Source organism: Janthinobacterium sp. SUN073, assembly GCF_030397665.1.
Taxonomy (GTDB): domain Bacteria; phylum Pseudomonadota; class Gammaproteobacteria; order Burkholderiales; family Burkholderiaceae_D; genus Janthinobacterium.
The window spans coordinates 1573474-1593058 of record NZ_JAPUBT010000001.1; the positions used below are offsets into that span (position 1 = coordinate 1573474).

The following is a 19585-nucleotide window of genomic DNA, read 5'->3' on the forward strand; positions in this document are numbered from 1 at the left end:
CGCGCAGTAGATTTTTCGGCATTACACCACCGTTTTGTCCAGGAGCTTATCAAGCATGACCAGCAAGCACGCACTTCCTTCCTACCTCAATCCTGAAGACCTGGGCCCATGGGGCGTCTACCTCGAGCAGATCGACCGCGTTACGCCGTACCTGGGCAACCTGTCGCGCTGGGTGGAAACGCTGAAGCGTCCTAAGCGCATCCTGACGGTCGACGTGCCTATCGAGCGCGATGATGGCACCATTGCCCACTACGAAGGCTACCGCGTGCAGCACAATCTGTCGCGCGGCCCGGGCAAGGGCGGCGTGCGCTTCCACCAGGACGTGACCCTGTCGGAAGTGATGGCCCTTTCGGCCTGGATGACGGTCAAGAATGCAGCCGTCAACGTGCCATACGGCGGCGCCAAAGGCGGTATCCGTGTCGATCCGAAGACCCTGTCGCGCAATGAACTGCAACGCCTGACCCGCCGCTACACGAGCGAGATCAGCATGATCATCGGACCAAACAAGGATATTCCGGCGCCGGACGTCAACACGAATGAACAAGTCATGGCGTGGATGATGGACAGCTACGCCATGATCGGCGGCAACATGTCGACCGGCGTGGTGACGGGCAAACCGATCTCGCTGGGCGGTAGCCTGGGTCGCCGCGATGCGACGGGCCGCGGCGTGTTCGTCGTCGGTTGCGATGCGGCCGCCAAGGTCGGCATGTCGCTCGAAGGCGCGAAAGTCATCGTGCAAGGTTTCGGCAATGTGGGCGGCGTCGCCGCACGCATGTTCGCTGAAGCCGGTTCGAAAATCGTCGCGGTACAAGACCACAAGACCACCGTGGTGCATGCCGGCGGCTTGAACATCCCGCAATTGCTGGCACACGTGGCCGAAGTGGGCAGCGTCGAAGGCTTCCCGGGCGCCGAGGCATTCGTGCCGCGCGAAGATTTCTGGGGCATCGATTGCGACATCCTGATCCCGGCCGCACTGGAACAGCAGATCACGGCCGAACGCGCACAAGTCATCCGCGCCAAGATCATCCTGGAAGGCGCCAATGGCCCGACCCTGCCGGCAGCGGACGACATCCTGACCGACCGCGGCGTATTGATCGTGCCGGACGTGCTGGCCAACGCCGGCGGCGTGACCGTCAGCTACTTCGAGTGGGCACAGAACTTCTCGAGCTTCTTCTGGACCGAAGAAGAAATCAACAGCCGCCTGACCCGCATCATGCGCGAAGCGTTCGACGCGGTATGGCAAGTGTCGCAAGAGAAGAAAGTGTCGATGCGTACCGCCACCTTCATCCTGGCATGCACGCGCGTCCTGCAAGCTCGCGAAGTGCGCGGCCTGTATCCTTAATGGCTGCCTGAGAAAAAGCCCAGGGCGTTGTTGCCCGCCCCTCGCCGTACTGGCGTACTGTCTTCGGGGCGGCGCCTAGCCCTGGGCATTTTTCAGGCGCCATTGGTTTGCTGCTGCTCTAAAAAAATCCCGCCACACTTGCGTGTGAGCGGGATTTTTTATGGGCGTCGGATTTGCGTCAGGCTGAATAACCTTGCGGGTTCTGGTGCTGCCAGCGCCAGTGGTCGGTGCACATGTCATCGATGTTCTTCTGCGCTTGCCAGCCCAGCAATTGCTTCGCCTTGTCGGCCGAGGCGTAGCAGCTGGCAATGTCGCCCGGGCGGCGCGGCACGATGTCGTACGGCACGGTGCGGCCGCTGGCCGCTTCGAAGGCGCGCACGGTATCGAGCACGCTGTAACCGTGGCCCGTGCCCAGGTTGACGGTAAAGCCGCCCTCGGTGGAAAACAGGCGGTTCAACGCGGCCACATGGCCCAGCGCCAGATCGACCACGTGGATGTAGTCGCGCACGCCCGTACCATCCGGCGTAGTGTAGTCGTTGCCGAAGACGGCCAGGCGCTCGCGGCGGCCCACGGCCACCTGGGCGATGAAGGGCATCAGATTGTTCGGGATGCCGGCCGGATCTTCACCGATCAAGCCGCTGGCATGCGCGCCCACCGGATTAAAGTAGCGCAGCACGCCGACTTGCCATTGAGCATCGGCATGCACGAGATCGGCCAGGATCTGCTCGACCATCAGCTTGGAGCGGCCGTACGGGTTGGTCACGGACAGGCGCGACGATTCCAGGATCGGCAAGGCTTCCGGATCGCCGTACACGGTGGCCGAGGAGCTGAACACAAAACGCTTCACGTTCGCCGCCGCCAGCACTTCCAGCAGCGCCACGGTGCCCGACACATTGTTATCCATATACATCAGTGGCTGCGCCACGGATTCGCCCACCGCCTTCAAGCCCGCGAAATGGATCACCGCATCGATGGCATGCTCACGCAAGACGGTGGCCATGGCCACGCGGTCGCGTACGTCAACCTCGTAGAAAGGCACGCTTTTGCCGGCAATGCGCTCCACGCGCGCCATGGCTTCGCGCGCGCTATTGCACAGATTATCCACCGCGACGACATCAAAGCCGGCAGCCAGCAATTCGACGCACGTATGCGAGCCGATGAAACCGGATGCGCCGGTGACGAGTATTTTCTTGGACATAATATCAATCAATACAAAAAAGATGAGGCTAACGTAATTCCCCCACCGTGCCTAGAGCGCACGCCAGCGCGCATGAAAAAAGCCTGCGGCGTCGCTGCCGCAGGCTTGTTCTCGTGCAAACGGTACCGGTGGGCAAACCGTCAGGTTTAATTCTTGATGAAGACCAGATCCCACACACCATGGCCCAGCTTCAAGCCACGGTTTTCAAACTTGGTCAGTGGACGGTACGCTGGCTGCGGCGCATAAGCATCGGCGCTGTTGCGCAGTTGCGGCTCGGCGCCGAGCACGTCCAGCATTTGCACCGCGTAATCTTCCCAATCGGTGGCGCAATGCAGATAGCCTCCCGGCGCCAGGCGATCGGTCAATTGCTTGACGAATGGCGACTGGATCAGGCGGCGCTTGTTGTGGCGCGCCTTGTGCCATGGATCGGGGAAAAACACGTGGATGCCGGCCAGCGAATTGGCAGGAATCATGTGCGTCAGCACCTCCACGGCATCGTGCTGCAGCAGGCGCAGATTCGTCAGCGACTCTTCGCCGATCAGTTTCAACAGACTGCCGACACCGGGCGTATGCACTTCGACGCCGATAAAATCCTTCTCCGGCATGGCCTTGGCGATATGCGCGGTCGTCGCCCCCATGCCAAAACCGATTTCCAGGATGACCGGCGCCTTGCGGCCGAACACCTGTTCGAAGTCCATCGATTCCTTGGCGAAAGGCACCAGGAACTGCGGCCCCAAGGTCTCAAGCGCGCGCGCCTGCGCGACAGACAGCCGTCCCGCGCGGGTCACGAAGCTGCGGATGCGGTGTTCGGTCGGATCGTACATCATCGGCCGCGCCGGGCCGTTTGCTGGGGTATCAGAAGACATGGGAATGAAGAAATAAGTGGCCGCGCCGCATAAAACCAGGCGCCAGCGAAAAATGGAGCGGGTGAAGGGAATCGAACCCTCGTCGTAAGCTTGGGAAGCTTCTGCTCTACCATTGAGCTACACCCGCGAAGCCTGCATTTTACGCGGGATGGCAAGGACTTGGCAAACTTGTGAAGTACCATCCGATACCATAACGCGCCATCCAGCAACCGTGAACTATCGCTCAGGTACATGACGGATTTGTCAACTCAGAGCAACATCATGAAGAAAAACGAAGAAAATGCTTTAATATGAAGTCGAAATACCGTTAATTATTGTCACCATGAAGTGTGCAGCGCAGACCAGCATGAGAAATATTGCTACAATCGCGTGACAGCTTTAACATTTTCCCTGTTCAACCTCAAAGGATATCCCATGAAAAAAATTCTGATCGCTTCGGCAATCCTGTGCTTCGCTTCCGCGCAAGCAATGGCTCAATCCGCTCCTGCTCCTGCTCCAGCAGCTACAACTGCCGCTGGCGCTGGCGCTGGCGCTGGTGCAGCTGCTGGTGCTACTGTTGCCGGCCTGAGCGTCAGCACCTTGATCGCTATCGGCGCAGCAGTTGCCGTTGTAGCCGGTGCAGCAAGCTCGGATTCGACCACCGCGCACACCACCCCAACCCACCATTAATACCTGGCTGCCCAGGCAGCGACAGGTAGGTCCATCCTGCAGCTTGATATCGAGTCAAAAGGTGAAGGCCTGGTGCCGCAATAGCTGATATACATCAAATATGTCGACTATTGCAATAAAAGCCCTTTTCATTTGAAAACGGGCTTTTTTACTTTTTAGAAAATAACGAAGAGGCTGACGTCAGCTTTTCTGTTTTGACGGACGATGCAATATTGCGCGTGCATACATGCGGTATCCATTTATCCATTAAGAAATCCAGCTGCCATGTTCGTGAGATACCCTATTCAAGCGCCTCGCTCACCATGAAGAACCAGCCCTTTTTCAAGCGCATGGGATTTGCCTTGAGCGGCATTGCCGTCGCCCTGCGTCTCGAATCGAGCTTTCGCTTGCAATGCCTTGCCGCCCTCATGGTCGTGATCGTGCTCGCCTGGAGCAAGCCGGCAATGATCTGGTGGGCACTGCTGCTACTCAACTGTGGCTTGGTGCTGGCAGCTGAACTGTTCAATACGGCGCTTGAACACTTGATTGACCACCTGCATCCTGGCCTGCACCCCAGCATCAAGATCGCCAAGGACTGCGCCGCAGGGGCTGTGTTCATTCTCAGTATCAGTGCCGCCTGCATTTTTGTTGCTTTTTTGCTGGAAACGTTTTCCAGTTGAGTAGCTATAGCTGCCAAGCAAATTACAATGCATGGGTCGCCAAGGCGCCTCCCTGTTCACGTCAACATTCGAGGCGGCGAGAAGAAATACATAGATTCCTATAATTCATTAAAATAATGCCTTTTTGAAATATTTGATCTTTACCAATACTGATTTTCAGCACGCCTTGTGGCTTGCATGACAATTGCGTAAAACAATAATCGCTTACTTTCGAGCGGCTAACGACTCAGTTTCCCTTTAGCGAAGCTGTTTTAATTATGAATTGATGCGTAGATGAATACTCCCCTTGTACCAGTGATTCTTTGCGGTGGTTCCGGCACACGCTTGTGGCCCCTGTCGCGCGAAGGCTACCCTAAACAGTTCTTGCGTTTGTCCGGCGAGACCAGCATGTTGCAGCAGACGCTGCAACGGCTAACTGGTATTGATGCCTTGGCGCCGGCTTTGCTGGTGTGTAATGAATCGTCGCGTTTCATTGTCGCGGAACAGCTGCGTGAGATAGGCCTGACCAATGCCCGCATGGTGCTCGAACCGATGCGCCGCAATACGGCGCCGGCCATTGCCACAGCGGCGCTGCAAGCCATGGAAAACGGCGGCGACCCCATCCTGCTCGTTTTGCCTTCCGACCATGTCATCCTGGATACCCCAGCGTTCCACCGCGCCATCAACCTGGCGCGCGATGCTGCAGAGCAAGGCAACTTGCTCACCTTCGGCATTACCCCGACCGGACCGGAGACAGGTTACGGCTATATCCGCGCCGAAGGCGGCGCAGCTGGCCAGGTCCAGCGTATTGTCGAATTCGTCGAGAAGCCGGCCCTGGCGCTGGCTGAACAATATATTGCCAGCGGCGATTATTTCTGGAACAGCGGAATGTTTGTGTTCCGCGCCAGCCGTTACCTGGCAGAACTTGAACGCTTTCAGCCTGCCGTCGTCGCGGCGTGCCGGGAAGCGCTGTCCAAGGCGAAAAGCGACCTCGATTTCATCCGCCTGGACCACGATGCCTACGCCGCCAGTCCCGATATCGCCGTCGATTACGCCGTCATGGAGCGCACCAGCCATGCGGCCACCATCGCGCTCGACGCCGGCTGGAACGATATCGGCTCATGGGCCGCCGTCTTCGACGTGGCAAAAAAAGACGCCAACAACAATAGCGCCCAAGGCGATGTGTTGATGCAGGATTGCAATGATTGCCTGGTGCATGGGAATAGCCGCCTGGTGACCGCCATCGGCATGCGCAATACCGTCATCGTGGAAACGGCCGACGCCGTATTGGTCATGGATGCGGATCAGGCGCAACATACCAAAACCCTGGTGGCGCAGTTGATTGCCAAGGACCGTGCTGAAGCCACCATGCACCGCGAAGTGTTCCGACCGTGGGGATCGTACGATTCCATCGGCAACGGCGAGCGCTTCCAGGTCAAGCGGATCACCGTCAAGCCGGGCGCCAAACTGTCGCTGCAAATGCATCACCACCGCGCCGAACATTGGATCGTGGTATCCGGCACCGCCCAGATCACCAATGGCGACAAGGAATATCTGCTGACCGAAAACCAGTCCACCTATATCCCCCTCGGCGTCGTCCATTCTCTGGCCAATCCAGGCAAGCTACCGCTGGAATTGATTGAAATTCAATCGGGTAGCTACCTTGGGGAGGACGATATCGTCCGCTTTGAAGACCGCTACGGCCGCGTTTAAACGAGCCGATCGCAGTGATATCACTGCGATGCATCAAGTCATCCACACTGCAGTTTATAAGGTTGAGCAAGTCATCATGAAACCAATCGAAGGCATATTTCTACAAGAGCTAAAATGGTATTGCAGCAGCAGGGCAGAAAAATACTTTCTGACTTTTGCCGATGCGCTCGCCATGTTCGCCGCATTCTGGCTCGCTGGGAAATGGACCCTCGATACCAGCGACTTGAACAGCGTCGGGCTGGATAGCTCGCGCCTGCTCAGCTATGGCCTGCTCTCCCTGGTCACTCTGGCGATCTTCAAACTGAAGGGCCATCATGCCAAGCGTCGTCCGTACTCAAATGAAATCAAGGAACTGCTGAAGATCGCCATGGTCATGGGCCTGATCGACGCGGCCCTGGTCTTCCTCGACAAGCGCGACTCCTCGCGCGAAGCACTATTGGCCACCTGGCTGCTGGTGCCATGCTTTGTCTTGCTGCTGCGCGGCATCGTCAAGTACCTGCTGATGAAAGCGGGCGGATGGATACGCCCCATGGTCATCATCGGATGGGGTGACAATGCCTTGCAAACAGCGCGTGCCTTCGATGAGGAAGCGTTGATGGGCTATCGCCTGATTGCCTTCCTGATACCCGAAGGCCAGGAACGCTTCGAACATCACTACCTCAACCGCAACAAACAGTCCGTTCCCTGTATTTCGCTCGGTGATGATCCGGAAAAAACACTCAAAATGCTGGGCGATCCGCATGCGGTCGTCGCCTTGGAGCAAGGAGGCATTGACGCTTATCAGGGCATGATCCAGCAAGTCAGCCGTTGCGTTGCCAATATGCAAGTGGTACCGGCCGTACGCGGCCTGCCCCTGTATGGCATGGAGGTCAACCATTTCTTTACACATGAGGTGCTGCTGCTGACCATGCGCAACAACCTGGCACGGCCAGGTTTGCAACTGATTAAACGCTGCTTTGACCTGACGACGTCGATCGCCGTGATGATCGTCGGCGCGCCCATCCTGCTGTGGATCGCCGCCAAGGTCATGGCTTCCGGCCGCCCCATCTTCTACGGCCACAAGCGTGTCGGCCAGAATGGCAAGCATTTCCTCTGCTATAAATTTCGCACCATGGCCGTGAATGCCGACGTGCTGTTGAAAGAGTTACTGGAACGCGACCCGATCGCCCGTGCCGAATGGGACCGTGATTTCAAACTGAAAAACGACCCGCGCATTACCTCGATAGGTCATTTCCTGCGCCGGACCAGCCTGGATGAATTGCCCCAGCTATGGAACGTATTAAAAGGCGAAATGAGCCTGGTAGGCCCACGTCCCGTGGTCGATGCCGAACTGGAACGCTATGGTACACAGCTAGACTACTATCTGGAAGCGAAACCGGGGGTGACGGGACTCTGGCAAGTGAGCGGCAGGAACGATGTCAGCTACGATACGCGCGTCTATCTCGACGCCTGGTATGTCAAGAATTGGTCTCTGTTCAATGACATCGTCATTTTGCTGAAAACGGTCAAAGTCATCTTCAAGAAAGATGGCGCGTATTAACAAAAATACAGCCAAAAAAATAAATAATTTGCAAGGCAAGAAAAGGATAAGAGCATGATTTTAGTGACCGGCGGCGCCGGCTTCATCGGTTCAAATTTTGTACGCGATTGGCTGGCGCTCAACGATGAACCCGTCATCAACCTCGACAAACTGACTTACGCAGGCAACCTCAGCAATCTGGCCAGCCTGGAACAGGATCCGCGGCATATCTTTGTCCGCGGAGACATTTGCGATACAGCACATATCTCGCGCCTGTTGGCAGAACACAAGCCGCGCGCCATCGTGCATTTTGCGGCGGAAAGCCATGTCGACCGCTCGATCCATAGCCCCGGTGAGTTCATTTCGACCAACGTCAATGGCACTTTCAGCTTGCTCGAAGCCGCGCGCGCCTATTGGTCCGGCCTGACGGGCGAGGCCAAGGATGGTTTCCGTTTCCTGCACGTCTCGACCGATGAAGTCTATGGCACCCTGGGTCCGCAAGATCCGCCATTCACGGAAACGACGCCGTATGCGCCGAACAGCCCCTACTCGGCATCGAAAGCCGCCTCCGACCATCTGGTACGCGCCTATTTCCATACATATGGCATGCCGGTGCTGACGACAAACTGCTCGAACAACTATGGCTCTTTCCATTTCCCGGAAAAACTGATTCCCCTTATCATCAGCAACGCCCGTGCCGGCAAGCCATTGCCTATCTATGGCGACGGCATGCAAGTGCGCGACTGGCTGTATGTGGGCGACCATTGCGCGGCGATTCGTCGCGTGCTGGAAGCGGGACGTCTGGGCGAGGTCTACAACGTGGGCGGCTGGAATGAAATGGCCAATCTTGAAGTCGTGCATACCCTGTGCGACATCCTCGATACGCTGGACCCGAAAGCGTCCGGCAGCTATCGCGCACAAATCACGTATGTGCAGGATCGCCCCGGCCACGACCGCCGCTATGCCATCGACGCGCGCAAGATTGAGCGCGAACTGGGCTGGAAGCCGGCAGAAACCTTTGCCACGGGCATACGCAAGACCGTCCAATGGTACCTGGACAACCAGGCCTGGGTACGCGACGTGCAATCGGGCGACTACTTGAAGTGGGTAGAAAAAAACTATGCGGCACGCGATGCGGCAAAGGAAGCAATCTGATGAGCGCAGCGATCGAACGCAAAGGCATCATCCTGGCCGGTGGTTCCGGCACGCGCCTGTATCCCGTCACCATGGCCGTATCGAAGCAGTTGCTGCCTGTGTATGACAAGCCGATGATTTATTATCCGCTGACCACCCTGATGCTGGCTGGCATACGCGATATCCTGATCATTTCCACGCCGCAAGATACGCCGCGGTTCCAGGAGTTACTCGGTGATGGCAGCCAATGGGGCATCAAGCTCAGCTACGCCGTGCAGCCCACGCCCGACGGCTTGGCACAGGCCTTCATCATCGGCCGCGAATTCGTCGGCGACGCGCCATCGGCGCTGATCCTGGGTGACAACATCTATTACGGCCACGACTTCGAAACGCAATTGCGGGAAGCCTCCGCACGCACCAGCGGCGCCACCGTATTTGCCTATCATGTCACCGATCCGGAACGCTATGGCGTGGTCGATTTCGACGCACAGCGGCGCGCCGTCAGCATCGAAGAAAAACCACTCAAGCCAAAATCGAACTACGCCGTCACCGGCCTGTATTTCTACGACAGCCAGGTGTGCGACATCGCCGCCGGCATCGCTCCGTCACCACGTGGCGAGCTGGAAATCACCGATGTCAACCGCACTTATCTGGAGCGAGGCCAGCTGAACGTCGAATTGATGGGGCGCGGCATGGCCTGGCTCGATACCGGCACGCATGAATCGTTACTGGAAGCAGGCCAATTCATCGCCACCATCGAAAATCGCCAGGGCTTGAAGGTTGCCTGCCCAGAAGAAATCGCCTACCGTCGCGGCTACATCGACGCCGCCAAACTCGAAGCTTTGGCGCAGCCCTTGAAAAAGAACGCTTATGGCCAATACCTGCTGCGCCTGCTCGAAGAAAAAATATACTAAAGCCTGAACGGCTCATTTCACACCATGCAAATTCAAACCACAGCCATACCCGACGTCCTGATCATCGAGCCTACTGTCTTTGGCGATGATCGCGGCTTTTTCTATGAGAGTTTTAACCAGAAACGCTTTACCGAACTGACTGGCGTTACGCACGACTTCGTACAGGACAATCATTCCAAGTCCGCCAAGGGCGTGTTGCGCGGCCTGCACTACCAAATCCAGCAACCGCAAGGCAAGCTGGTGCGTGTGACGGCCGGTGAAGTCTTCGACGTTGCCGTCGACCTGCGCAAAAGCTCGCCAACCTTCGGCCAGTGGGTTGGCGTAGTCCTGTCGGCCGCCAACAAACGCCAGTTATGGATACCTGAAGGTTTCGCCCACGGCTTCGTGGTAACCAGCGACAGCGCAGAGTTCCTGTACAAGACCACGGACTACTGGGCGCCGGAATTCGAACGCAGCATCCTGTGGAATGACCCGGCGATCGGCATCGACTGGCAACTGGACGGCGAACCGTTACTGTCGGGCAAGGACAAAGTCGGCACATTGCTGGCCAATGCCGACGTCTTCGCCTGAGCACTGCAACACTGCCACTCCCCCCTTCATGGAAACAAATATGAGCCGTATCTTAATTACAGGAAAAAACGGCCAGGTCGGCTACGAACTGGAACGCAGCCTGCAAGGTCTGGGAGAGATCATCGCGCTAGACCGCAGCCAGATGGACCTGGCCGACCTGGACCAGGTGCGCGACGTAATCCGCCGCATCAAGCCGACCCTGATCGTCAATCCGGCCGCCTACACCGCTGTTGACAAGGCCGAGAGCGAGCCTGAACTGGCACTGCGCATCAACGGCGAAGCACCGGGCGTGATGGCGGAAGAAGCCAAAAAACTGGGTGCCGCGATGATCCATTACGGCACCGACTACGTGTTTGATGGCTCGAAAGATGGCCCGTACGTCGAAACCGATCCGACCTGCCCGATCAATGTCTACGGCAGCAGCAAGCTGGCCGGGGAACAGGCGATCCAGGCCACCGGTATCCCCCACCTGATCTTGCGCACCAGCTGGGTCTATAGCACGCATGGCAAGAACTTTCTGTTGACCATGCTGCGCCTGGCAAAGGAGCGCGAAGAACTAAGTATCGTATCCGATCAGTTCGGCGCACCGACGTGGAGTCGTACCATAGCCGATACCACGGCGCATATTGTGGCGCAAAGCCTGGCGGCAAGCGACCAGCAAGCATGGTGGCAGGCACGCTCCGGTCTGTATCATTTGACGGCGCAAGGAAGGACCAGCTGGTTCGGTTTTACCGAAGCGATCATGAGCCATGCGTCAGTGCATAAAAACCCGCGTTTGAACGAGATAGAGGCAAAAAACTATCCGGTGCCGGCCAAACGTCCCACCAATTCGGTGCTGTCCTCACAACGCCTGATAGATACTTTTTGTGGTCTGCCTCAATGGCAGGAAGCCTTGAAGCTGTGCCAAGACTGAACCGGGATACAACTTAAGGCGATTTCAATTAACCACGATTTAAAAATCGACCTTCTGAATAATCGAAAGGATAAAAAATAAAGGTGCCAAAAAAAGTGGTTTTTCGAGCAACCCTTAAGTAGGCTATGTCTGGTAAATCAGCGGGCTATTTCAATCCTCCTTCCTAGCTCATTATAGTTGTGTTGTGTAGCTTGATTAACACTCATTAATAAGAAAGGAGAACGCTATATACACGTGTCCGGTTCGCAAGGAATGCATTATTTCTATTAAATGGATTGCGGACCTAATATGCATGCGGAGAGTGTAACTTACTGCAACAAAACGTAACACAGTGAGTCAAAGGAACTTCATCAATGTGCTCGATAGGCGCATTTTTCTTGAGGTAAAAAATATAAACGCTAAGCATGTTGCAATTTTCGTATTGATAGTTACAGAGACGTGCTTTCATGCACATTGCATACCATCTTGAAGAACTGTGTTTTAATATTTTCAATGACGTGATTGATGTAGCTCCACGGAGGGCGCCCGAACAACTGATGAAATTTTATAAAACTTTGTGAATATCGATAAAATTTCAGATAGAAAAATAATACATTAAGATCAATAACATTAATTATTCAATAAAATAAAAACTATTTTTATGAGAAATATAAAATATGTGACACTCACAATTTTGTCACTCTTTGGTTTTTTTGTAACGGCATGTGGTGGTGGCTCTAGCGGAAATGGAACTATCACGGTTTCTCCACCCGTCATTAGTTTACCCATACAGGAACTCAGGATTCTAGTTATTGGACAGTCTATATCTTCAAATTGTAATGAATATGTCTATGGCCCCGTGGATAATGTTTTTCAAGTTGGTATCGAGGGTACAGTTAAAGCTGCTAGTGATCCGTTCGAATGGGCTGATTGTAGAAATGGTTCCATGTGGATGCCACTCGGAAAAAAAATTATTGAGGCTGGTATTGCACGAAAAGTAGTTTTTATGCCGATCGGTATTGCTGCTACTAAAGTCGAGGATTGGCAGGTCGGTGGTACTGCCTTTGGAAAATTGACCAGCGCGATCGCGCAGATTCAAAAAAGAGGGATGATCTTTGATTTAGCTTTTTGGCATCAAGGTTTTTCAAATTCAGGAACAGAAAAATCTGTGTACATAAATAAGGTGAGTTCTGTCTTGGACTATGTTGACAGCAAAGTTAAAATTGATCGTTGGCTTATTGCCGTGCATTCCCGATGTTATGACGGATATGATCGTAACATTGAAGCGGCACAGGTGGTTTTGGGAGGGATGAGTGAGTTGAAACGTTATCCCGGCCCCAATAATAATTTATTAGGAAATGAATATAGATTTGACAACTGCCATCTTAAACAAATTGGTCAAGAAAAGATGGCATTAATGTGGCTTGACTCAGTCAAGGCAGCCCTTAAATAGTTGAATTAGCTTTAAATGAAATCAAAATTTAGATACTCTTTGGAGAATTTTCGAGGCATTGCAATAATTTTTGTTATGTTTTCACATATCATGTCGATTCAGGGAATAGGGAAGCTTGGCGGATATTTGTATTATATCGTTGGCGATGCTACTACCTGGTTTGTATTTATTTCTGGCTATTTGTTCTATTACCTAGAGGCGAATAATTTCAAATATGGTGCTTATCTTATGAAAAAGGTAAAGTACGTTATTCTTCCGTATTTAATCCTTTCGATCCCAGTAATATTTTTCTGGCTGTCCGCCTCTCAAAATGTCTTGTATGGCCTGACGCCATTAAACTTCATGCTATGGTCCTTGATTGCTGGGGGAATAGCTGTGGGGCCCATGTGGTTTATTCCCATGATAGCACTCTTCTTTACTTTTACACCAGCATTCAGATTCCTTGCAAGGACAAAAGCAATTTACATAGTGACTTTGACTTTTTTGATATTCAGTATGTTTTCTTCTCGTTCTATATACAATGCTAATGCATTTTTATCTTTTTTGCATTTTTTTGGTTTTTATATGCTTGGAATTGTTGCAGCCAAGGATGCGGCAGTTTTGGAAAGATTGAAAACTGAAACCAAGAAAAAAATTATTTTCATTTCAATTCTAGCATTTATTTTTTTTGGATATTTTTTTCCTGGTATGGCAAGCATGCCAAATAGTTTTTTTAATGGCTTAGGACTTCTAAACTATATTTTGGTGGGTAAGCTTTTTTTGTTAATAGCAATTTTCTTCATCTTCGAGCAATATTACAATCGAGAAAACAAGAGTCTCGGCTATCTCGCAAGAATCAGTTTTGGTCTATTCTTTGCCCATGGTTTTATGGCAGCTATATTTGCCAAGGTACTGAAAAGTATAAATTATATTGACCCAATAGTGACTTTGTTTGCAGAGATAGGCGTAGTGATTTTTGTTTCTATAGGAATCGTTGTTTTGGTGAAAAAAGTTTTGAAAAAATGGAGCCGCTATGTTATTGGCTGTTAAATTATTTATCGCAGTACTGATTTTCTTCTCATTAGGGGTAGCAAGCGCCAAGGATGTTTATTTGTTGGTGTTAAAGGAGGCGATATCTAAGAACTGCGAAGCCATAAACTTGGGAGATACTGAGGGACTGTATCAGGTTGGTTTAGATACCCGCGAGGTTTCTGGCCGGTTACCACTTTCTTGGTCTGGTTGCATGGATTTTGGATTTTTAGCCCCATTAAGAAAAAAAATGATCGAATCTGGCATGGCGGAACGCGTTATAGTCATGCAGATTGAGATAGCGGGAAGCAATTTAAGAGACTGGGAGGCAGGTGGTCGTTTTCACGTGAAGTTGAAATCTGCCCTTGCAGTTGCCAATTCGCATAATATTAAATTTGACTACGCATTATGGCAAGGACGGTTTATTCATGCTAACTTTGACCGGTCAAGCTATGTCGGTGATGTTCGCCGTCTGATCAAGTCGATCAGTCTCAGCACAAAGATTGATAAATGGATCATTGGACTAAGCGCAAGTTGCATAGGGGAAAATGGAGCGAAGACTCTTCCTGTTCAATGGGCGCCTCTCCTGAATCGTTTTCCCGGACCGGATATCGGCGAGTTTGAGAATGTATACCATTCTGACAGATGCAACCTAAATCAAGCCGGACAAAGGAAAATAGTAGACCGCTGGTTCAGTGCCATGAAAAAAGCAGATATCGAGAGTGACAAATACCAAAAAGAGTCTTTGCTTTATTATTTTAAGTAGTTGAGCTAAGTTCACGATAATTGGGCGATGTTATCCCTAACTCAAGTGGATAAATTGCCGGGCAATGAAATCGGCGGCTCTAGAGCGGTGGTGATCAATTCGCTTTCGTAGCGAGGTTGGCGTGCCAAATAGCCAAGCGGCGAGCCACTCAAGCCCATTTTTCGTTCGATTTGACGCGATGCTCGCGTCTTTTTGTCATCAAGACGGTATGGGATTCAGTGATCGTAAAGCGCCTTCCGGCCAACACCAAATTGGCGAAGGCGAACAACGTAAAGAGCTGTGCAGTGTTTTTGGCCAGGCCGCGATAGCGAGTTTTACGATGACGGAACAGGTTCTTGACGACATGAAACCGATACTCAGCCTTCGCGCGAACGCTGGCCTTCAGATTCTCCAGCTTTTCAGTCAGGCGACGCAGTTTACTTTTGGCTAGCGCCTTGCGTTTGGAACGTTTCATGGCCACGTGCCACGTCACCGATTTGCCGATGTTCTCTGACCGCTTTTCCACGCTCTGGTAGCCGGCGTCGCCGTGCAGCAAGGCATGCGTTTGAGTCACGTCCGACCGTACGCAGGCTCATTTCCAGCTCCTTGCACGCTGGCGCAAGACGGCTTCCGGCGTCCACCACCTCACGGACTAGCTCAATACATTTCAGGCGATCCGGGACACAGGTCAGTCTTCCTCTTTGCCCCCCAGATCGCCTGGACATCTTTCCGCAGGATCAGCAGCGCAGCCGCTTCAGCCAGCGCTTTCTCCTTGCGATTCAAGTCTTTCTCCAATTCGCGGATGCGCTTCTTGTCTTCCTTGGCCTGCTTCTGCTGCTCGCGCGTGAGCGGCATCAAGCTGGCATTGGCCGACATGCAGGCCGCTTTCCACGCGGCGATTTGCTCGGCGTACAGTCCTTTGCGGCGGCAATATTCCGCCAACTCGGCTGCGTTCAGCGCCGCCGTTTCCGGCACCACCGCAAACTTGTCTTCCGAGGTTCATTCCTTAGCATTTTCCCCCCTACCTAGCACCGGTGTTTCTTGATTACGAAGTTGACGGCGCCAAGTATAAAGGGTTTGCTCCAGGATTCTACTCTCCCGGGACAACTCCAACACCGGCTTGTTTTGGGCGACATCATCTGCCGCATTAACGCTTCTCTTCGTTCTGCTGGATACTTGTTCACACGACTCTCTTGCATGCCCCAGATACGTTTTTACTCCTCAGGTGACGCGACAACTATTCTGACACCGGGGGTGCTTTTGGGTGGTCAAATTTTTGCAAATTTTCGCCATAGCGGCGCCTCTCAGCAAAGGTATTGCACTTGGTGCTCGAGAACACCCATTCATGATATTCAACTATCCGAATAACGATTATTTAATAATAATAGTGAAATCAAAAACCAATAAATTGCCATTACAGGAATATATAAAAAAGCACCGTCAGAAATTGCTAATACAAGATATATAATCAATCCGGACATAATGGATTTTTTATATAAAGAGCCACCAAATGGCACTCGTCTTAAAAAACCATAAATAACAGGAGACAGCATAGCTAACAAAAATGATAAGAACCCTAATATACCAAAGCTATCCAATACCGACATATAAACAATTTCCGACACTTGGGAAAATTTCTTTTCAGGAAAAAAAGTTAATTTATCTATGACATTTAGCTGATCAATTCTTCCCCCAAGATTTTTATCAAATAAAAATGAGGCGTTTTGCCCAATCATAAAAATCATATAAAAAACAGCTCCGCAAAATAAAATTATCCCAATAAATGAAAATAAAATAGCAATAAAATCCGCCTTCCTTATCTTCAATTCTAAAAATAATCTAGGAATGAATAACAAATGCTTACTTGTGGAATTTATTGAAAAGTAAAATAGTTTTAAGAGTTCGTATATAATCATTCCCAACCAAACCGTCCTAGACAAAGTCAAAACTAATGATGTTTTAACAATAATTCTTTTAATCTTTGAATTCTCAAGAAATTCGTATAAAGGAAGAAGCATCAATATGCAAATACCGTAGATGTTCCCATTATTATAAGTTGATATTAATTTAAATATACCTCCTCTATCGATATGTTTCCCCTCAAGTTCACCAAGGTCATCATAATTTACAGTTAAAAATGGAATTTCAAGAAAGGAACCTGTATACAATTTATAAATAAATAAAAATATACCAAACAACGACACAAATATTATGCCTCTTTTTACCATACTAAAAAGATATGATAAGTTCATTTCCTCCATATATTGATGGAATAGTATAATAAATGTAAATGGTAGAAATATCACGGAAACAATAAATGAAATACCAAAACCAAAATTTTCAACGCCATTAAATATAAAGCTAAAAATTACAATACTCTGAAATGGCAACAAAGAAAAAAACACATTCAAGCGACATGTAGAAAAAGAAATATTTCCAATATTCAGAAGAAAACGAGGAATAGCCATAATTGAAAAAATGAAAATTGCCACATACCCCCACGTTAAAGGTATGCTCCCAATTTTCACCCCTCCCTTAGGAAAATAAATAATAAAAACTGTCATCATAAAAACTGCCAATTTATATTTAGGGGCTGAATTACTAAATTTACCTATGGAATTCATCTTTTAAATTCACCATTTTTGTCTAAATTAACTTACTTTTTGCTTGAAAAATCTAACCATTTCGAACGTACATAGTTCGAAAATTCAAGATTAAATCTTTCAGTCGAAAAACGTTCAGAATTGCTCCGACAGTTAATGGGAAGAAAATGATGACGTCGTTTTTCGAAATCTTGAACGGCCATACAAACAGCAGAAACCGTTTGCTCCATAAAAAATAAACCTGTCGGTTTTGGTCCTCTGTCAATTACAGTTTCCAAGACCCCGCCCTTCCCAAAAGCGATAACTGGTGTACCACATGCCTGAGCTTCAACCGGAATAATCCCGAAATCCTCCTCAGCAGCAAAGACAAATGCCTGCGCCCGTTGCATCATGTCTTTTAGCACCGAAAAAGGTTGATAGCCCAACATTTCAACATTTTTTCCTGCTTTGGCCTTGATCTTCTGCATATCAGGTCCATCACCAATGACAATCAAACGCTTTTCAGGCATTTTTGAAAATGCCTCGACGATCAAGTCCATTTTTTTGTAAGGAACGAGACGTGAAGCAGTAAGATAAAAGTCTTCTTTCTCTTCAACTAGAGAAAAATCAGATATATTAACTGGTGGATAAATCAGATCAGCATCTCGACCATAAACTTTCTTAATACGACGTGCAATAAATTTTGAATTAGCAACAAAATGATCGACACCATTTGCCGTTCTAACGTCCCACATACGAATTTTATGTAGCATCCATTTCGCTATCCATCCCTTCAGACCAGTGTCAAGTCCAGACTCGCGTAGGTACTGATGTTGTAAGTCCCAGGCGTATCGAATTGGGGAATGGACATAACTGATGTGCAACTGATCTGGTCCAGTAATAACCCCTTTCGCAACAGCATGACTACTGGATATTACCAGTTCATATGAAGACAAGTCTATTTGCTCCACGGCAAGCGGCATCAAAGGTAGATATGAACGAAACGATTTCGAGGCCCACGGTAAATTTTGAATAAATGTTGTTGTCAGTTTCCGATTACGCAAAAAATCAGTAGCTTGCACAAATTCAGTATCTGCGTATATAGCGAACATATCGGCTTCGGAATACAGTCCAGATACCTGCTCCATTACCTTTTCTGAGCCTGCCAGAGTGGTGTACCATTCATGCATTAATGCGATTTTTTTCATTAAACCATACCAAAATTTTTAAATTAAAATGCTAAAAATAAAAATTATATATCCAGAAATTTAAAAACATAGGAAATATTTATTTTATAAAAATATGAAAATACAGGCTATCAAATATTATCGATAACAGACTTTATTTTTTCAGCAGTTTTATCCCAAGAAAAAATTTTCGCTTGAACAATACCTTTATCACGCATATCTATACGCAATTTCTGATTATAAAATAAATCTCTAATTCCTCCTGCAATCTCACTTACAGATTCAGGATCAACTAGGATAGCAGCGTCGCCGGAAATCTCCGGTAAGCAAGTTGTATTTGAAGTAAGTACCGGGATCCCGCAAGCCATCGCTTCAATTACGGGCAAGCCGAATCCTTCATATAAGGATGGAAATAGCAATGCTAATGAGCCAGTATAAAGACCTGGTAGATTTTCTTCAGGCACTCGACCGGTAAAAACAACCCTTTTAGATAGATTCAAAGCTTCAATCTGCCTACGGATTGACTCGTTTTCATTTCCGGTAAAAACTAGCCGGACGTTAACATCAATTTTCGATAATAGAAATGCTTCCAGCACCCTAATTTCATTTTTATGAGCTTTACGATTACTGACACATAAGAAATACTTATAGCCAGGATTCCAAGGGGTAGCATCCGGATGATAGTTTCCATCAACGCCATTGCCAACGTTAATCACTTTATCTATATCGATGCCAGCCCAAGTTGCTATACGATTACGAGAAAATTCAGACACTGTAAGGACACGATAAGCCTTGATGCAAGCCCTACGCATGATTAGTCGATAATATAATCGCTTCATCACGCTACTATTTTCTGGCCGATCAATATGGTTAAGGTCATGAATGGTAAATATGTAGGGTCGCAAAAAAAATAATGGAGCATTGTATCCTGGACTAAATACCGCTTTCACTTTGCCAATTTGAAAAAGCATAAACAAAAAAAGACGCAACGGTTCCAGCGGTGAAGATGGATTTCCGTTCATATTCAAACTCGGAAAATTAAGCCGTTGATCAATCTCCCGTGCAAAACGACCAATCCCATGTTCTCCGATCCAACGGGAATCAAATTTAACCATTACCATAGGTGCTCTCAAAATTACACCTCACATTGCAGCA

16 protein-coding genes, 1 tRNA gene and 3 pseudogenes are annotated in these 19585 nt (G+C 49.9%); 12 read left to right on the forward strand and 8 right to left on the reverse strand.

Annotated elements, in window-relative coordinates; translation table 11 throughout:
- Positions 1-55 precede the first annotated feature (55 nt).
- A complete protein-coding gene (locus O0882_RS07160; RefSeq protein ID WP_219308343.1) occupies positions 56-1342 on the forward strand; it encodes a Glu/Leu/Phe/Val dehydrogenase in 1287 nt (428 codons plus the stop codon).
- A gap of 178 nt (positions 1343-1520) precedes the next feature.
- On the opposite strand, the gene galE is transcribed toward O0882_RS07160, so the two are convergent.
- The 3 genes from galE to O0882_RS07175 all read right to left on the reverse strand — a co-directional run bounded on the left by galE (position 1521) and on the right by O0882_RS07175 (position 3533).
- Positions 1521-2540 carry a UDP-glucose 4-epimerase GalE gene (gene galE, locus O0882_RS07165; RefSeq protein ID WP_289946477.1) on the reverse strand — a complete coding sequence of 340 codons (1020 nt, stop codon included), beginning with the start codon at positions 2538-2540 and terminating at the stop codon, positions 1521-1523.
- A gap of 146 nt (positions 2541-2686) precedes the next feature.
- Positions 2687-3367: a tRNA (guanosine(46)-N7)-methyltransferase TrmB gene (trmB, locus tag O0882_RS07170; RefSeq protein WP_289946874.1), complete on the reverse strand. Its 681-nt coding sequence runs from the start codon at positions 3365-3367 to the stop codon at positions 2687-2689.
- 92 nt (positions 3368-3459) lie between these two features.
- Positions 3460-3533 (reverse strand) — tRNA-Gly (locus O0882_RS07175).
- A 287-nt stretch (positions 3534-3820) separates the two neighbouring features.
- Between O0882_RS07175 and O0882_RS07180 the strand changes: the two genes are divergently transcribed.
- The 11 genes from O0882_RS07180 (at position 3821) to O0882_RS07230 (ending at position 14682) form a co-directional block, all read left to right on the forward strand.
- A complete protein-coding gene (locus O0882_RS07180) occupies positions 3821-4075 on the forward strand; it encodes a hypothetical protein (protein WP_289946478.1) in 255 nt (84 codons plus the stop codon).
- Between the two features lie 302 nt (positions 4076-4377).
- Complete coding sequence (locus O0882_RS07185; protein WP_289946479.1) at positions 4378-4734, forward strand: diacylglycerol kinase; 357 nt, start codon at positions 4378-4380, stop codon at positions 4732-4734.
- Positions 4735-5007: 273 nt separating this feature from the next.
- Entirely contained in the window at positions 5008-6426 is a 1419-nt protein-coding gene (locus O0882_RS07190; protein ID WP_289946481.1) for a mannose-1-phosphate guanylyltransferase/mannose-6-phosphate isomerase, read from the forward strand.
- Positions 6427-6502: 76 nt separating this feature from the next.
- Positions 6503-7966: an undecaprenyl-phosphate galactose phosphotransferase WbaP gene (gene wbaP, locus O0882_RS07195; protein ID WP_354670252.1), complete on the forward strand. Its 1464-nt coding sequence runs from the start codon at positions 6503-6505 to the stop codon at positions 7964-7966.
- A gap of 54 nt (positions 7967-8020) precedes the next feature.
- The gene (gene rfbB, locus O0882_RS07200) at positions 8021-9100 is read left to right on the forward strand and encodes a dTDP-glucose 4,6-dehydratase (protein ID WP_289946486.1); all 1080 of its coding nucleotides are present in this window, start codon (positions 8021-8023) and stop codon (positions 9098-9100) included.
- Positions 9100-9993 (forward strand): glucose-1-phosphate thymidylyltransferase RfbA, encoded by an 894-nt coding sequence (rfbA, locus tag O0882_RS07205; RefSeq protein WP_289946488.1) that lies wholly within the window; start codon positions 9100-9102, stop codon positions 9991-9993. The genes rfbB and rfbA overlap by 1 nt, the downstream gene beginning before the upstream one ends.
- Positions 9994-10017: 24 nt before the next feature.
- Positions 10018-10563 carry a dTDP-4-dehydrorhamnose 3,5-epimerase gene (rfbC, locus tag O0882_RS07210; protein ID WP_289946490.1) on the forward strand — a complete coding sequence of 182 codons (546 nt, stop codon included), beginning with the start codon at positions 10018-10020 and terminating at the stop codon, positions 10561-10563.
- Positions 10564-10591: 28 nt separating this feature from the next.
- Entirely contained in the window at positions 10592-11476 is an 885-nt protein-coding gene (rfbD, locus tag O0882_RS07215) for a dTDP-4-dehydrorhamnose reductase (protein ID WP_354670253.1), read from the forward strand.
- A 640-nt stretch (positions 11477-12116) separates the two neighbouring features.
- Positions 12117-12908: a sialate O-acetylesterase gene (locus O0882_RS07220; RefSeq protein WP_289946494.1), complete on the forward strand. Its 792-nt coding sequence runs from the start codon at positions 12117-12119 to the stop codon at positions 12906-12908.
- Between the two features lie 15 nt (positions 12909-12923).
- A complete protein-coding gene (locus O0882_RS07225) occupies positions 12924-13937 on the forward strand; it encodes an acyltransferase (RefSeq protein ID WP_289946497.1) in 1014 nt (337 codons plus the stop codon).
- Entirely contained in the window at positions 13921-14682 is a 762-nt protein-coding gene (locus tag O0882_RS07230; RefSeq protein WP_289946499.1) for a hypothetical protein, read from the forward strand. The genes O0882_RS07225 and O0882_RS07230 overlap by 17 nt, the downstream gene beginning before the upstream one ends.
- A gap of 148 nt (positions 14683-14830) precedes the next feature.
- On the opposite strand, the pseudogene O0882_RS07235 reads toward O0882_RS07230, so the two are convergent.
- The 5 genes and pseudogenes from O0882_RS07235 to O0882_RS07255 form a co-directional block, all read right to left on the reverse strand.
- Positions 14831-15241 (reverse strand): annotated as a pseudogene (locus O0882_RS07235) (transposase); the annotation flags it as partial.
- Between the two features lies 1 nt (position 15242).
- Positions 15243-15845 (reverse strand): annotated as a pseudogene (locus tag O0882_RS07240) (IS3 family transposase); the annotation flags it as partial.
- A gap of 168 nt (positions 15846-16013) precedes the next feature.
- Complete coding sequence (locus O0882_RS07245; RefSeq protein WP_289946501.1) at positions 16014-17285, reverse strand: hypothetical protein; 1272 nt, start codon at positions 17283-17285, stop codon at positions 16014-16016.
- Between the two features lie 104 nt (positions 17286-17389).
- Positions 17390-18445, reverse strand: a pseudogene (locus O0882_RS07250) (glycosyltransferase family 4 protein); the annotation flags it as partial.
- A gap of 116 nt (positions 18446-18561) precedes the next feature.
- Entirely contained in the window at positions 18562-19551 is a 990-nt protein-coding gene (locus tag O0882_RS07255) for a glycosyltransferase family 1 protein (protein ID WP_289946503.1), read from the reverse strand.
- Positions 19552-19585 lie beyond the last annotated feature (34 nt).